Origin of the sequence: Deinococcus yavapaiensis KR-236, assembly GCF_003217515.1 — a bacterium.
Taxonomy (GTDB): Bacteria; Deinococcota; Deinococci; order Deinococcales; family Deinococcaceae; genus Deinococcus_A; species Deinococcus_A yavapaiensis.
This window is the reverse complement of record NZ_QJSX01000006.1, coordinates 83,154-96,381: the sequence shown is the minus strand read 5'-3', so window position 1 is coordinate 96,381 and position 13,228 is coordinate 83,154. Positions and strand designations below refer to the sequence as shown.

Here is a 13,228-nt window from a genome sequence, read left to right as displayed (position 1 = left end):
AAAGGAAAGTTAAGGAATACGGCAAACAATAAGGAGGAGGGCAATGCCCTCCTCCTCTGGTCTTTGTACAGGATGCTGGAATTGCACCAGCCTTCGCTCGTTCCTGCTCGTGCGTCCGTCTTTTATAGAGGTGGACGCCTCCCTACCTCGCACGTCCGGACGCGCGGCTCGCCTATTGCAAGAAAAGAAGTCTACTAGACGGGCCGCGCGCCGATTGGTCCTGGTTCACATTTCGAGGCCGCGCTCCAAGTCGCTCCACACGTCCTCGACGTGTTCGATGCCGACGCTGAACCGCACGAGACGCGCGTTGACGCCCGAAGCGAGGCGCTGCGCTTCGGGCAACCGACCGTGCGTCGTCGTCCACGGGTGAATGACCATGCTGCGCGTATCGCCGAGGTTGGGCGCGATGCGAATCATCGACAGGCGCGACAGCAAACGCGCCGGGTCGTCCACCTCGAAGGTCAGGACCGCGCCGAAACCGTTCGAGAGGTACTTCGTGGCGAGCGCGTGGTGCGGCGAAGACGGCAAACCGGGATAGCCGACGCTTCGAACGGCGGGGTGCGCCTCCAAACGCCTCGCGAGGTCGAGGGCCGATTCGCACGACTGGCGCAAGCGAAGCGGCAGCGTCTCCACGCCGAGCGTGAGAAGGTGCGCCGCGTGCGGCGCGAGAATCATGCCCGCTTGCTGCACGCCCAGCCAACGCTGCCGCCACGCGAGGGCCGCCGCGCCGCGCTGCTCGAGGAGGCTCGGCGAGCCGCACGAGAAGATGTCGTTGCGCGTCAAGTCGTGCGCGTCACCCACGAGAACGGCGCCGCCGAGCGCCGCGCCGTGCCCGCCCGCCCATTTCGTGAGGCTGTGCGTCACGATGTCCGCCCCGAAAGCGAGCGGACGGCACAAAAATCCCACGCCGCCCCACGTGTTGTCCACGCCGAGCAAGGCGCCGTGCGCGTGCGCGATCCTGGCGAGCGCCTCGATGTCGGGAACGTCCGCCGCCGGATTGCCGATCGTCTCCGTCCACACGAGGCGCGTCTGCTCGCGCATCGCCTCCTCGACCGCCGCCGGGTCGTTCGGCACGAGGCTCGTCATGATGCCGAAGTTCGGCAAGACGTTGAGCAGCAGGCCGCTCGTGCCGCCGAACAAACTCGACGTCGCCACGATGTGATCGCCCGCGCGGCACACCGAGAGGATCGCCGTGAGGGTCGCCGCTTGCCCGCTCGCCGTGACGAGCGCGTGCGACGCGCCTTCCAGCACGGCGAGGCGCGCTTCGAGCGCCTCCACCGTGGGGTTTTGCAAGCGCGAGTAACTGTACTCCTCGTTCGTCGCGAACACGTCCGCGCCGTGCTGCAAGGAATCGAATTGAAAGGCCGCCGCCGCCACGATCGGCACGGCGAGCGGCACGCCTCCCGCGCGGGGAATGCCGACGTGCACGGCGTCGCTTTCGAAGTGGCGCTCGTGCGAAGAGGCTCGGGTGGACGTGGGACAGGCCGCGGTGTCGTCGAGCGTGGAGGTGAGCTCGTCCATAAATGACGCAGTGTAGTGGGTCGCACCTGATGAATCGCTCAGGGCTGTCTAGAACAACGTCCGCCTTTCGCCCCCTACGGTGAACAGCATGCGTGCATTCCTGCTGACGGCTTCCCTGGTCGCGGTGTCCACCGCGAGCGCTCAACGCGCGGTCGAATACGGCACCCTCGTCTCCTCCACCCTCGGCTACGGCTGGGAAGATCCGCGCGGCGCGGTGCCGCTCGAGCGTGACATCGCCCGCTTCGCGTCGCGCCTCAATTGCCGCGTCAACTCCTTCAACGGCTTGCTGAACTGCTTGGGGCGCCAAGGCTGGGACCTCGCCGTGACCTACCAAGACGCGTCCACCACGACGAGCGGACGTGTGACGGCGCAAGTGTTCGTGTTCAAGCGGGTGCGCTGAGCGTCTTCTCCCGGCCCTTCCCCGTCGTTGGGTGAAAGGGCCGGGAGAGGTGTCAAGCTCGCGCTTTTGCCCGCTCCGCTTCCTGCAAGGGCCGCCAGGCGATCTTGCCCGTGGGCCCCTTGGGAAGGCTGTCGACGAATTCGATGTCACGTGGAATCTTGTACGACGCCATGTGCTCGCGTGCCCACGTCTGGATGGCGTCGGGCGTGGCGTCGTGCCCCGCGCGGCGCACGACCAACGCCTTGACCTTCTCGCCCGTGCGCTCGTCGGGCGCGGCGATCACGACGGCTTCCTGCACGGCGGGGTGATGGTAGAGGATGCTTTCGACTTCGGCAGGCCAGACTTTCATGCCCGAGACGTTCACCATGCGCTTGAGGCGATCGACGAAGAAGAAGTAGCCTTCGGAATCTCTGTAGCCGAGGTCGCCCGATCGGAAGAAGGATTTTCCGTCGATCTCGATGAAGGCTTCTTGCGTGGCTTGCTCGTTGTTCCAGTAGCCTTTCATGACTTGCGGCCCGTGAATGACGATCTCGCCCGTCTCGCCGGGCGGCAGTTCGCGGCCCGAGTCGAGGTCGATCACGCGGGCGTCCGTCCCGAACACCGGAATGCCGAGACACTGAAGTTTGGGCGCGTCGGCGGGATTGGTGTGGCTTTGCGCCATCGTCTCGGTGAGGCCGTACCCCTCGATGAAGCGCAGGCCCGTGAGTTCCTCGAAGCGCGCCCCGACGGCGGCGGGCAAGGCGGCGCCGCCCCCTGTGACGTTCTTGAGCGACTTGAGGTCGTCGGCGGTAAGATGCGGACTCGCGAGCAGGTCGATCACCATCGTGGCGGTGTTCGTCCACAACGTGACTTGCTTCGAGCGAATGAGCTGCCGAGCGATCTCACGGTCCCAGCGCGTCATGACGACGTGCGTGGCGCCGCCGTAGATGCTCGTCATCATGGAGTTCACGAGGCCCGTGACGTGAAAGAACGGCAAGGTGCCAAGGATGACTTCCTCGGACGTGGCGTTCACCCACGCCGAACCGGCCACGATGTTCGCCTGAATGGTGCCGTGCGTGTGCATGACGCCCTTCGGACGGCCCGTCGTTCCCGAGGTGTAAGGCAGCATGGCGAGGTCGCTCGACGTGACGTCCACGGCCTCGCCTTCGTCGCCGCTCGTCGCTTGGCCCCACGTGACGTCGTCGCCTTCGGCGATTTCGGGCACGGCGAACACGTCGGGCGTCGGCACGGGCGAGTGCAGAACGTCCATGCCCAGGCTCGCGACGACGACGTGCGAGACGTTGGCGGCGCGCGCCTTCGGGTACAGCTCGGCGCCGACGAGTCCGACCTTGATGCCCGCGTCGTACAAGAAGAACTGCAGTTCCTGCGGCGTGAGCATCGGGCTGAGCGGCACGACGACGCCCCCGGCGTACCACACGGCGTGACAAGCGGTGATGAACTGCGGAGAATTCTGCAGCCACACGAGGACGCGGTCGCCTTTCTGGACGCCCGCGCGCTGCAGATACCCGCCGAGCCTCGCGGCTTCGGTTCGCAACTGCCGGTACGTGAGTTCTCGCCCGTAAAACCACACGGCAACCTTGTCGGGGAACCGCGCGGCGGTCACCTCGAGGTTATGCCAAAGGCCGGTCTTCGGCACGGTGAGCGCTCGGGGCAAGCCGCGCGGCCAGTACGTCTGCGACATGAAAGGACTCCTTTCGAACGAAAAGCGAATTGGGGTACGCGGCCAGTGTAGGCACGGGAACGGCGGGCGTCAACGCGAGGACGCCACACATGCCTCGCGAACGGCGCGAAAGGGGCGCGAAGCCGCTTGCCTGTCACGGCCGCAAGCGAGGGGGGAAGAGGCGCGGAGCTTGTGACGCCTGCCGCCGAGCCTCAGCGAGGGCGCGAGCATCCATGTCCCGCAGATGACATCGGCCCGGAGCGGGCCTCGGCGGATCGTCATGCCATGAGTTCCCTCATGCATCGACCTCGTAGAGTTGGCACGACGTGCTAAAGGCTTGACGGCCGTCTCGGCTCACCACCAAGACAGCTCGGCGAACATCGCGTTCGACGAAGCCCACCGCTTGTCGAACGCGGCGAGCACGGACGGCTCGCTTTGCAGCGAGGCGCGAACCTCCTTCAGCAAGGCGTCGGCGCGCACGAGGTCGAGGCCGAGGGCGCGCCGCACGCGCACCTCGTCGAGCGCCACGAGGTGACGACCTCGCAGCCAACTCAGCGCTTCCTCGCGCTCCTGCGACACGTCTAGGTTCGACGCGCGCTTGGCGCGCGCGCGCAAGGAGAGGTGAAGCGCGCGGCAACTCGGATCGGGCGGATCGGCGAGCGCGGCGAGCGCGGCGTCCGCGTCGCTACGGGCGAGCGCGAGGGCCGCCGTGTCGCAACGCCAACGCGTCGCGTCGTCGCTGGAAAGCGACTCTTTGACGAGCGCGACGTCTTCGAGTCGAGCGGCGCACGTGGCGACGTTGCCGAGCTGCAAGGCCGCCTCGGCGAGCAGCAAGTTCGCCCACGGCTCGACTTCCCTCAATCCGTGGCGGCGCACCAGGTCCAGCGCGAGGCACACGTCCTCGTGCGCCTCGGTCGTGGCGCCAAGTTCCGTCAATACGTCGGCGCGCGCCAGGAGGCGGCGCACTTCCTGCATCTTGTTGCCCGTCGCGCGCGCGTTGTCGAGGGCGCGCGCCAGCGCGTCGAGCGTGGCGCCGTAATCGCCGCGCGCCCGTGCGAGCGCCCCGAGGTTGTTGAGAAGCGCGCCCTCCACGTGCGGATCGGGGGCGTCTCGCAGCAGCGAGAACGCTTCGTCGAGCGCCGCGCCCGCCTCGTCGAGACGCCCGAGTTCGTACAGCGCCTTGAAGAGGTTCACGAGCAGCATGCGCGTCATGGCAGGTTGCGACAAGGCGCGGGCGTCCTCGGCGGCGCGGGTGAGCGTTCTGGCGGCGAGGTCCTGCTCGCCGCTCAAAAGGTGCCACACGCCGAGGTTGGCGCGCGCCCGAACCGTGAGGGCGACTTCCCCGGCACGCCGCGCGGCGCGCAATGCCGCGCGAAGATGCTCGCCCGCCTCGTCGAGCCGTCCGAGGTTGAGGGCGGCCGCGCCGAGGCCCAGCGATGCTTCGGCGGCGAGCGCGGCGGGCAGGCGAGCGTCCGTCACGAGCGACAACGTGTCGCGCGCGTTCGGCAAATCGCCGAGGCGCAGCAAGGCCACGCCGCGCCACAGCAGCACTTCCGCTTGGTCGTCACGGTGCTCGCGTTCCTCCCAAGCTTCGCGTGTGAGATCGCGCACCTCGGCGAGGCGTCCTTGGCGCGTCCAGAGCGCCGCCGTCTTCGCCACGCACAGCGTCTCGAAGGTCAAGTCGAGGCGCGCGAGGCCGCGCAAGCGCTCCACGGCCTCCTCCATCGCCGGGACGTCCCCGAGGGCGTACGCCGACGAGAACAGCAATTCGCAAGCGCGCGCGATGAAGGGCCGCTCGAGTTTCGCCTCGTCGTGAAGCCGCTTCAGCAGGGCGCGCATGGACCCGCGCACGTCCTCGTGACGATGCAGGCGGCTCGCTTCGCGCGCTTCGTGCAGCGCCGTCTTGGCGAGTTCCAGCGGCGAGGCGGCGCTTTGCGAGCGCAGCCGTTCGAACACCTCGCGCGTCTCGGCGAGCGGTTCCCCGCCGACTTGCGCCTCGAGCTCGGCGCGCAGTCGCTCGTAAGCGCCCGTGAGCTCGTCGTGCCGCCCCTCCCTCGCCAGCACCGTCATGAAGTCGCGCCACACGTCCTCGCGCAGCGGATCGAGCGTGAGGGCCGCTTCCAGCGCGCGCCGCGCCTCCTCGAACGTCTCCAGGTCGCTCGCGCGCCGAGCGACGCGGCGCAGCAACTCGACGCGAATCCTGTCGGCGTCGGCACGCCGCGCGCCGAGCCACTCGCCGAACGCCTCGTCGTCGGCGTCCACGCCCTCCAGGAACGAGCCGAGCGGCACGGCCTCGCCATGGCGCTCGTTCGCTTCGCGCACGGCGCGCACGTCACTCGTGACGAAGCTCGCCAAGCTCAAGGTCTTGCCGTCTGACACCACGAGTCCTGGCGCGAGCTTCGACAAACGGTAGAGTTCCTGGCGCAAGTTGTGCAGCGCGGCGTCGTCGCCACGGTTGCCCCACAGCATGGACGCGACGCTCGGACGCGTCAACGTGCCTTCCTCGTGCAGCAAGGCCAGGATCGACAACGACTTACGGGTGATCGGGGACGCCGGACGACCGTCGAGCAGCAGCGCGGGCGAACCGAGCAGGACGAGGTGGGCGGCGAGGTCCATGTTTCATCGTACCAAAGCGGCTTCGCGGGCGTGTGACGGTTGTGTGACGCCGCGCAATGCACAATGAGGCATTCAAGGGGGAAACGTATGAAGTATCACGTTCGGACGTTCGGTCTCCTCGCTGTTCTTCTCGCGTCCGTCGCCGCCGCGCAGTCGACCACCGTCACCATCAACGGACGCGCCGTGACGCTCGGCACCGTCACCGTCGGCGGCAAGACGTACGTGTCGCTCGATCAGCTTCGCGCCGCCCTCAACGCGCCGGGCGGCGCCAATCAGCAGACGGCGCTCGAAGGATGCCGAAACGAGTGGCTGTTCAACGGCATCTGGCGAATGCGAGTCACGGGCGTCACGCCGATCACCGACGCGGGACGTGGCGGCTGGCCCGGCATCGGCGTGACCGTGGAATGGCGTAACGGCACGGCGAGCGTCATCAACCTTTCCAAGACCGGCATCGAGAAAGGCACGAGCGTCGCCTTCGCGAACGGCGACACGTGGAACGTCTCCCAAGGATCTTCTTGGGTGGACGCCGTGTTCAAGGACTTGCCGCAAGGCGCGGCCAACATCATGCAGTACAAGTTCTGGCTTCCCGACTCGGGCAACAAGAGCGCGCCGCTGCCCACGCCCGACAAGCTCGTCGTGACCGTCGATCCCAACCAACTTCGAAACTGGCCGTCGCTCGGAAACATCCGCTACACGGCGGCCAACCCCAGCTTTCGCGTGAACTTGCGCTGCACGAAGTGAATAGGAGCGTGAAACGATGAACCGTATTCGACTGCTGCTTCCCTTCTTGAGCCTTCTCGTCGCCTGCGGCGGAGGCGGCACTTCCACGCCGCCTCCGACCGAACCTGTCGCCGTACCGAAAGTCGATCCGCAAACGCGCGTGACCGACGCCGAAACGCGCGCTGCCCTCACGAGTTTGACGTTCGACAACGCGACCCTGTGCCAACCGACCGATTCCGCGTTTCCCCGCACGGCGACGCAGAACAAGCTCGTCGACGTGCGCACGACGCCCTTCACGCGCTGCCAAGGACACTTCACGTTCTCGAAGTCCACGCCCCTGCTGTCGAGTCTGCAAGCGGGCAACATCCTCGTCGGGCAACCCGGGCCGGGCGCGCCCTACGGCTACTTGCAACGCGTAAAGAGCGTTTCGACGAGCGGCGCGACCGTGACCGTCCTGACCGAACAGGCCAGCCTCGACGAAGCCTTGATCGAAGGCGAATTCGACCGCAACGAGACGCTCACGCCGAGCGACCTCGCCAGCCTCTCGCTCGCGCCCGGCGTGTCGGCGAGCGGCTTACGCGCGCAAAGCGCGCCCTCGTCCACACTCGGCGCGCAAACGGTGCTGGGGCCGCTCGACAGCTACTCGCTCACGATCGACAAGGTGCTGTTCGACGTGGACGGCAACTCGTCCACCACGACCGACCAAGTTCGCCTCAAAGGCAGCTTCAACCTCGCCACCGACAGCGGCATCACGATGGGCTTGAAGTGGAAGAAGATCCTCGGCGTTCCCATCTACCCCAATGGCGTCACCTTCCGCATGGCGTACGGCTTCAACCAATCGGCGAACGTCCGCGTCGAAGCGGAATTGGAGACGTCGATCGACAAGGAAGTCGAGCTCGCCAAGTACACCTTCTCCCCCATCACCTTCTTCGTCGGCCCCGTGCCCGTCGTGCTCATTCCCACCGTGCAAGTCACGTCCGATCTCAAAGGCAACGTCAAGGCGAAGATGACCTTCGGCGCGTCCGAAAGCATCACGGCCCGCGCGGGCTTCGAGTACAACGACGGCTTTCACAACATCTCCGAGTTCAACAAGTCCTTCAGCAAGTACCTGGAGACGTCGCCCATCACCGGATCCGTCGAAGGCGGCCTCAACCTCAAAGGGGACATCCTGCTGTACGGCCTCGTCGGTCCGTACGCACGCATTCGCGGCGCCGTGAAGTTCGACGCGCAAATTCCACGCGATCCGGTGTGGACGCTGAGCGCCGGCATCCAAGGGTACGTCGGCATTCACGCGGACCTTCTCGTGAAGACGCTCGATTACGACACGAAGATCTTCGACTTGCCGCTCTTCGAGTTCGGACGCTCGGCGCCGCTGCCGCCCACCATCTCCATCACGAGTCCCACGAACGGCGCTCAATTGCAGCGCAACGGCCTCATCTTCGGCGGTTTGTGCGTCAGCGCCCTCGATCCGCAGCAAGGCGTCTTGCAAGCGCAAGTCAAAGCCAACGGCACGTCGATCGGCACGACGACGAGCGGTTGCCTCACGTTGCCCGCGTCCGTGCTCGCCAATCCCGGTGACGTCACCTTCACGGCGACCGTCACGAACAGCAAAGGCCTGAGCGCCTCCGCGACGAGCAGCGTCAAGATCGTGAACGTTCCGCCCACGCCGTACATCGTCAAGCCGTCCGACACCGACAAGGTGTACGACGGCCAAAAGGTCACCTTGCAAGGCTACGTGGTGTCGGGCAGCGACAAGCTCGACTGCCCGCTGCCGAGCGGCAAAGCCTCGCTGACGTTCACGAGCAGCCAAAGCGCGGACGTCATGCCGTCGGACGTGTGCGCCAATCCCATCGCGACCTTCAACGGCGCCGGAACGCGCGTCCTCACCCTCCGCGCGACGGACACGGTCGGCGAGGTGGGCACCACCACCCGCACGATCACCGTCCTCGCCAAGCCCACGAACTACCCGCCCGACGTGGCGCTCCTCGAGCCGCTCATCAAAGATCCCACGAATCCGCCGTCGTACTCCAGCACCAACGCGACCGTGAGCCTCAAGGCGCGCGTCATCGACCAAGACACCGCGAACGTCTCCTACACGTGGCGACTGCGCCCGAGGCTGTCGAGCACCCCGGTCCTGCTGTCGAACGGCACGGCGAGCGGCGCGAACGCGGCGACCGGCACGATCGTGACCGGGTCGTTCAACACGAGCGCCCTGCTGCCCGGCAAGTGCGGCGGACTGAGCGGAGAGCCGTTCTCGATCATCTTGGAAGTGAACGACGGCACCACGACCGTCACGCGGGAATTCAAGTTCGGCACGCAGTCCGGCATCTGCTGAATTCGGAAAGGGGAACGGCGCGGCGCCGTTCCCCTTTCCCTCGTTCGTCTTCAAGGAGTCCTCTATGCGTCTCTCGACCGCCCTTCCCTCCCTGCTCGTCTTGACGTCGGCCCTCCTCACCGCGTGCCAAGGCGCGGGAAGCGCCCCACCTCCCGCCGAGAGCGGTGACTTCTCGTTGCTGCTCACGAGCAGCAACGTCACCGTCGCTTCCGGCAGTTCCACCTCCGTGAACGTCACGGTCGCCCCGAGCGGAGGCTTCACCAAGAGCGTCGCCTTCTCGACGGCCGCCAAGCCCGCCGCGCTCGCAACGACCTTCGCGCCGCTCAACAGCAGCACCACCACGACCCTGACGCTCGACGCGTCGTCGCTCGACGCGGGCACCTACGACTTCTTCGTGAAAGGCACGGCGACCGTGAACGGAGCGTCGGTCGAGCACACGGCGCCCTTGAAGCTCGTCGTGACGCCCAAACCCGGCATCACCGTGACGGGCCGCGTCCTCAACGCCTTCGGCGTGCCCCTCTCCGGCGCGAGCGTCGGGCTGCAACCCAACCCCGCCAGCACGACGACCGACGCGAACGGCAACTTCACCTTCGCGAACGTCAAGGGCACTTACTCGCTCGTCGTGCAGCCGAGCGGCTCGGCGATTTCGCACGAATTCGTGGGCCTCACGCGCCCCGATCCGAAGTTGATGCTGTTCGGCGTCGAAGGCGGCGCGCCCCTCCAAGCGCAAGCGACCGTGAGCGGCACGCTGAGCGGCGCGACGTTCCCGATTCCGGCGGGTCAGATCGCGGGCGTCACCTTCGCCAACGCCGCGAACGGACGAGGCAGCGCCACCTTGATCGCCGGAAGCGGCGCGAACTACAACTTGACGGCGACTTGGACGGGGTCGAGCGCCACGACGGGCACGCTGTACGCGCTGTACGGCAAGCTCAACCCGGCCGTCAGCACCCTCTTCGACAGCTACAGCGGCTTCGCGACACGCGACGTCAACCTCGCCAACGGCGTCTCCTCTTCCGGTCAGAACATCACGTTCCAACCGCTCGGGGCGGCTCAGAACAGCAGCCTCAGCGCCTTGATCACCTTGCCGAGCGGCGCGAGCCTCACGAGCAAGCGCCTGTTTTTGAGCTTGTCGCCCAAGAGCTTCTTCCTGCTCGGCGTCGACACCAGCGCGAACACCACGAACACGTACCGCACGCCCGTCGTGCCCGGTAAAACCCTCGGGCTCGTCGTGGACGCCAAGCAAGGCGCGCGCACCGTGAGCGTTCAACGCGTGGGTCTGCAACCCAACGAGGTCGTGAACCTCGCCTTGCCGAGCGCCGCCGCCCTGTCGAGCCCGACGAACGGACGCACGGACGTCGGCACCAATCCCAACTTCTCGTGGACGTCCGTCCCGCCCTCCTCCGTGTCGATCTTTCTGCTGTCGGGCAAGCGCGTCGCGTACACGACCGCGTCGGGCTATCAACCCCTCGACTCCGCCTTTCTGGGCAAGAACACGTCGTACACGTGGACCGTCGCGACGGTGGGACCGTTCTCGTCGATGGACGACTTCACGAGCGGCGCGTGGCCGAACGGCTACCCGCAAGCCGGTGACGCCACTCCGTACGTCGTGACGACCTCGGAGACCTTCTCGTTCAAGACCGCCCCTTGAAGATCGAGCACGCGGCTCGGCCAACGGAACGAGGGCAATGAAGAGAGACGGGAGGGGCGCACGAGCAGTCCTCGTGCGCCCCTCCCGTCTCCTGACGACGCAGCGGTGAGGTACGACCTCTCCCCCATTTACTCTCCAATTCGTGGAGACGAGCAAGCGCGTCTTTTCCAGCCTCGAGCCGAAGACGCTCCTGCTGCTCGGCGTCCAATCGCGCCGAGCCTCATAAACACGGACCGCGGGCGCGACCCTCGGAGTCTTGGTGGGCGATGACGTCCTCGGGAACCCTTCCTTGCCGGTCCGACCGATTAACTTACGCGGTCCACTCGCGGGAAAGCAGCGCGAACCGATCTTCGTCGAGCCACACGTTCCCTTCCAAGAAACTCTCGACGAAGCGGCCTTCGAGGCGGAACTTCAAGCGTTCCAGCAACGCCCGGGCCTTCGTGTTTCGAGGATCGATCCCGGCGACGACGCGGTGCAAGTGCAACGGACCGAACGCGTACGACAGCAAGGCGCTTACGGCCTCGCGCGCGTACCCGCGTCCTTGCGCCGCCCGGGCAAGCGTGAAGCCGATCTCGGCTTGGCGCTCGCCGAAAGCGCACAAGCCCAAATCCCCGATCAGCACGCCCGACGCGCACTCGGCCACGGCGAATTGAAACCATCCTTCTTCGCCGGGCTCACGTTCCCGCATCGCCTCGATCAACGAGCGGGCCTGCATCTCGCCGAACGAAGCGCCCCATCCCTGGAAGCGGGCGACCTCCGGATCGCTGCGGTACGCGCACAAAGCGGGCGCATCCTCGTCGCGCAGACGGCGAAGCACGAGACGGTCCGTCGACAAGACGTCGAAGGGGGAAGGGGCCATACGGGCATTGTAGGGCCGCCGAGCGTGCGACCGCGCGCCCCTCCTCGCCCCGGTGACCTTGACTTCCGCTCAAGGCCAGCGTTTTTCCAGGCTGCTACCGTGAGCGTATGCGTATCTACCTCGGCACCGGCGGGTACTCGAACGAAGACTGGATCGGTCCCGGCTTGCTCTACCCCGACGGCACGAAGAAAGACCAGTTCCTGGAGGTGTACTCGCAGCACTTCAACGCCGTGGAGCTCAACTCCAGCTTCTACGGCATTCCCGGCCTGAAAGCGTTCGAGGGCATGGCGAAGAAGTCGGGGGGACGCACGCGCTTCGCCGTGAAGCTCCACCAGGTGTTCACGCACACCCGCAACCCCGAGCAGAGCGACTTCGACCGGATGCTGCAAAGCCCGCAACCGTTACGCGAAGTGGGCCTCAAGGGACCGTACCTCGCGCAATTTCCGTACTCCTTCCACCGCACGACCGACAACCGCAAGTACCTGCTGGACCTCGCCGAGCGCTTCGCGGGCCACGAGCTGGCCGTGGAACTTCGCCACGCCTCGTGGGACAAGCCCGAAGTGCGCGAAGGCATGGCCGAGTACGGCCTCATCTGGGTCAGCCCCGACTACCCTCCGGTCGGCGGAATGCCCGAGCCGCGCGTGCACGTCACGTCCGAAGTGGGGTACTTGCGGTTGCACGGACGCAACGAAGGCTCGTGGTGGGAAGGCAAGAGCGCCGCCGAACGCCACGACTACCTGTACAACCGCGCGGAGATGGACGAGTGGGCCGACAAGATCGCCGAGGTGGAAGGCGAGTTGGAAGAGCTTTACGTCTTCTTCCAAAACACGACGAAAGGCCACGCGCTCAAGAACATCCCGATGCTTCGCGAAGCCTTGGCGTCACGCGGACTCACGGTGAGCCTTCCGAATCCGGACGCGCCCCTGCCGGGTCGCTTGCTGTAAAGGCATCTGTAGAGCGCGTTCACCCCACCGACCATCTGGACGTTTACGGTGCGAAGAGGAGGTCACTACATGACGAAATTGCGCGACATTATGAGCGAGAACCTCGTCACCGTCTCTCCTCGCACTTCGGTCTCGGAAGTGGCGAAGCTCATGAAGCAGCACGACATCGGGAACGTTCTCGTGACGGAAGGCGAGCGTCTCGCCGGAATCGTCACGGACCGCGATCTCGTCGTGCGCGTGATGGCAGAAGGCGGCCCTTCGAACGCCGCCGTCGGCGACATCATGAGCAAGGACCTCGTGACGCTCGAAGCGGACACGAAGGTCAAGGACGCCGCGAAGCTCATGGCGGACAAGCAGGTGCGTCGCCTGCCCGTCGTGGAGAACGGCAAGCCCGTCGGCATCATCAGCCTCGGCGACCTCGCCGTGAAGACGGACACGGGCGCGGACGAAGCGGCGCTGGAAGGCGTCTCTCAGCCGGGCGGAAACAACTAAGCCCCGCTGTCCGCGCCACGCTTTCTTGCCGAA

General features: G+C 66.3%; 10 protein-coding genes. 6 read left to right on the top strand and 4 right to left on the bottom strand.

Features of this window, described 5'->3' with window-relative positions:
- Nucleotides 1–225 precede the first annotated feature (225 nt).
- Complete coding sequence (locus DES52_RS09190; RefSeq protein WP_110886518.1) at nucleotides 226–1,521, bottom strand: aminotransferase class I/II-fold pyridoxal phosphate-dependent enzyme; 1,296 nt, start codon at nucleotides 1,519–1,521, stop codon at nucleotides 226–228.
- 88 nt (nucleotides 1,522–1,609) lie between these two features.
- Between DES52_RS09190 and DES52_RS09185 the strand changes: the two genes are divergently transcribed.
- The gene (locus tag DES52_RS09185) at nucleotides 1,610–1,921 is read left to right on the top strand and encodes a hypothetical protein (RefSeq protein ID WP_110886517.1); all 312 of its coding nucleotides are present in this window, start codon (nucleotides 1,610–1,612) and stop codon (nucleotides 1,919–1,921) included.
- A 52-nt stretch (nucleotides 1,922–1,973) separates the two neighbouring features.
- Here the strand turns inward: DES52_RS09185 and DES52_RS09180 are convergent, their stop codons facing one another.
- Both DES52_RS09180 and DES52_RS09175 read right to left on the bottom strand, forming a co-directional pair.
- On the bottom strand, nucleotides 1,974–3,602 hold the full coding sequence (locus DES52_RS09180; RefSeq protein WP_110886516.1) for a long-chain-fatty-acid--CoA ligase: 1,629 nt from the start codon (nucleotides 3,600–3,602) through the stop codon (nucleotides 1,974–1,976).
- 333 nt (nucleotides 3,603–3,935) lie between these two features.
- Nucleotides 3,936–6,197 (bottom strand): AfsR/SARP family transcriptional regulator, encoded by a 2,262-nt coding sequence (locus DES52_RS09175; protein WP_110886515.1) that lies wholly within the window; start codon nucleotides 6,195–6,197, stop codon nucleotides 3,936–3,938.
- 87 nt (nucleotides 6,198–6,284) lie between these two features.
- Between DES52_RS09175 and DES52_RS09170 the strand changes: the two genes are divergently transcribed.
- The 3 genes from DES52_RS09170 to DES52_RS09160 all read left to right on the top strand — a co-directional run bounded on the left by DES52_RS09170 (nucleotide 6,285) and on the right by DES52_RS09160 (nucleotide 10,900).
- Nucleotides 6,285–6,938, top strand: a complete 654-nt coding sequence (locus DES52_RS09170) for a hypothetical protein (RefSeq protein WP_110886514.1) — start codon at nucleotides 6,285–6,287, stop codon at nucleotides 6,936–6,938.
- Between the two features lie 16 nt (nucleotides 6,939–6,954).
- On the top strand, nucleotides 6,955–9,252 hold the full coding sequence (locus DES52_RS09165) for an Ig-like domain-containing protein (RefSeq protein WP_110886513.1): 2,298 nt from the start codon (nucleotides 6,955–6,957) through the stop codon (nucleotides 9,250–9,252).
- A gap of 64 nt (nucleotides 9,253–9,316) precedes the next feature.
- On the top strand, nucleotides 9,317–10,900 hold the full coding sequence (locus tag DES52_RS09160) for a carboxypeptidase-like regulatory domain-containing protein (RefSeq protein ID WP_110886512.1): 1,584 nt from the start codon (nucleotides 9,317–9,319) through the stop codon (nucleotides 10,898–10,900).
- Nucleotides 10,901–11,210: 310 nt separating this feature from the next.
- Here DES52_RS09160 and DES52_RS09155 read toward each other — a convergent pair whose 3' ends face one another.
- Nucleotides 11,211–11,759 carry a GNAT family N-acetyltransferase gene (locus DES52_RS09155; RefSeq protein ID WP_110886511.1) on the bottom strand — a complete coding sequence of 183 codons (549 nt, stop codon included), beginning with the start codon at nucleotides 11,757–11,759 and terminating at the stop codon, nucleotides 11,211–11,213.
- Nucleotides 11,760–11,866: 107 nt separating this feature from the next.
- Here DES52_RS09155 and DES52_RS09150 point away from each other — a divergent pair, with 107 nt between their 5' ends.
- Both DES52_RS09150 and DES52_RS09145 read left to right on the top strand, forming a co-directional pair.
- Nucleotides 11,867–12,703, top strand: a complete 837-nt coding sequence (locus DES52_RS09150; RefSeq protein ID WP_110886510.1) for a DUF72 domain-containing protein — start codon at nucleotides 11,867–11,869, stop codon at nucleotides 12,701–12,703.
- Between the two features lie 69 nt (nucleotides 12,704–12,772).
- Nucleotides 12,773–13,195: a CBS domain-containing protein gene (locus DES52_RS09145; RefSeq protein WP_110886509.1), complete on the top strand. Its 423-nt coding sequence runs from the start codon at nucleotides 12,773–12,775 to the stop codon at nucleotides 13,193–13,195.
- The last annotated feature ends 33 nt before the right edge of the window (nucleotides 13,196–13,228 follow it).

Excerpts from the sequence above, each read along its gene's own strand:
- DES52_RS09190 (WP_110886518.1), bottom strand. The coding sequence starts at position 1,521 with ATGGACGAGCTCACCTCCACGCTCGACGACACCGCGGCCTGTCCCACG.
- DES52_RS09185 (WP_110886517.1), top strand. The coding sequence starts at position 1,610 with ATGCGTGCATTCCTGCTGACGGCTTCCCTGGTCGCGGTGTCCACCGCG.
- DES52_RS09180 (WP_110886516.1), bottom strand. The coding sequence starts at position 3,602 with ATGTCGCAGACGTACTGGCCGCGCGGCTTGCCCCGAGCGCTCACCGTG.
- DES52_RS09175 (WP_110886515.1), bottom strand. The coding sequence starts at position 6,197 with ATGGACCTCGCCGCCCACCTCGTCCTGCTCGGTTCGCCCGCGCTGCTG.
- DES52_RS09170 (WP_110886514.1), top strand. The coding sequence starts at position 6,285 with ATGAAGTATCACGTTCGGACGTTCGGTCTCCTCGCTGTTCTTCTCGCG.
- DES52_RS09165 (WP_110886513.1), top strand. The coding sequence starts at position 6,955 with ATGAACCGTATTCGACTGCTGCTTCCCTTCTTGAGCCTTCTCGTCGCC.
- DES52_RS09160 (WP_110886512.1), top strand. The coding sequence starts at position 9,317 with ATGCGTCTCTCGACCGCCCTTCCCTCCCTGCTCGTCTTGACGTCGGCC.
- DES52_RS09155 (WP_110886511.1), bottom strand. The coding sequence starts at position 11,759 with ATGGCCCCTTCCCCCTTCGACGTCTTGTCGACGGACCGTCTCGTGCTT.
- DES52_RS09150 (WP_110886510.1), top strand. The coding sequence starts at position 11,867 with ATGCGTATCTACCTCGGCACCGGCGGGTACTCGAACGAAGACTGGATC.
- DES52_RS09145 (WP_110886509.1), top strand. The coding sequence starts at position 12,773 with ATGACGAAATTGCGCGACATTATGAGCGAGAACCTCGTCACCGTCTCT.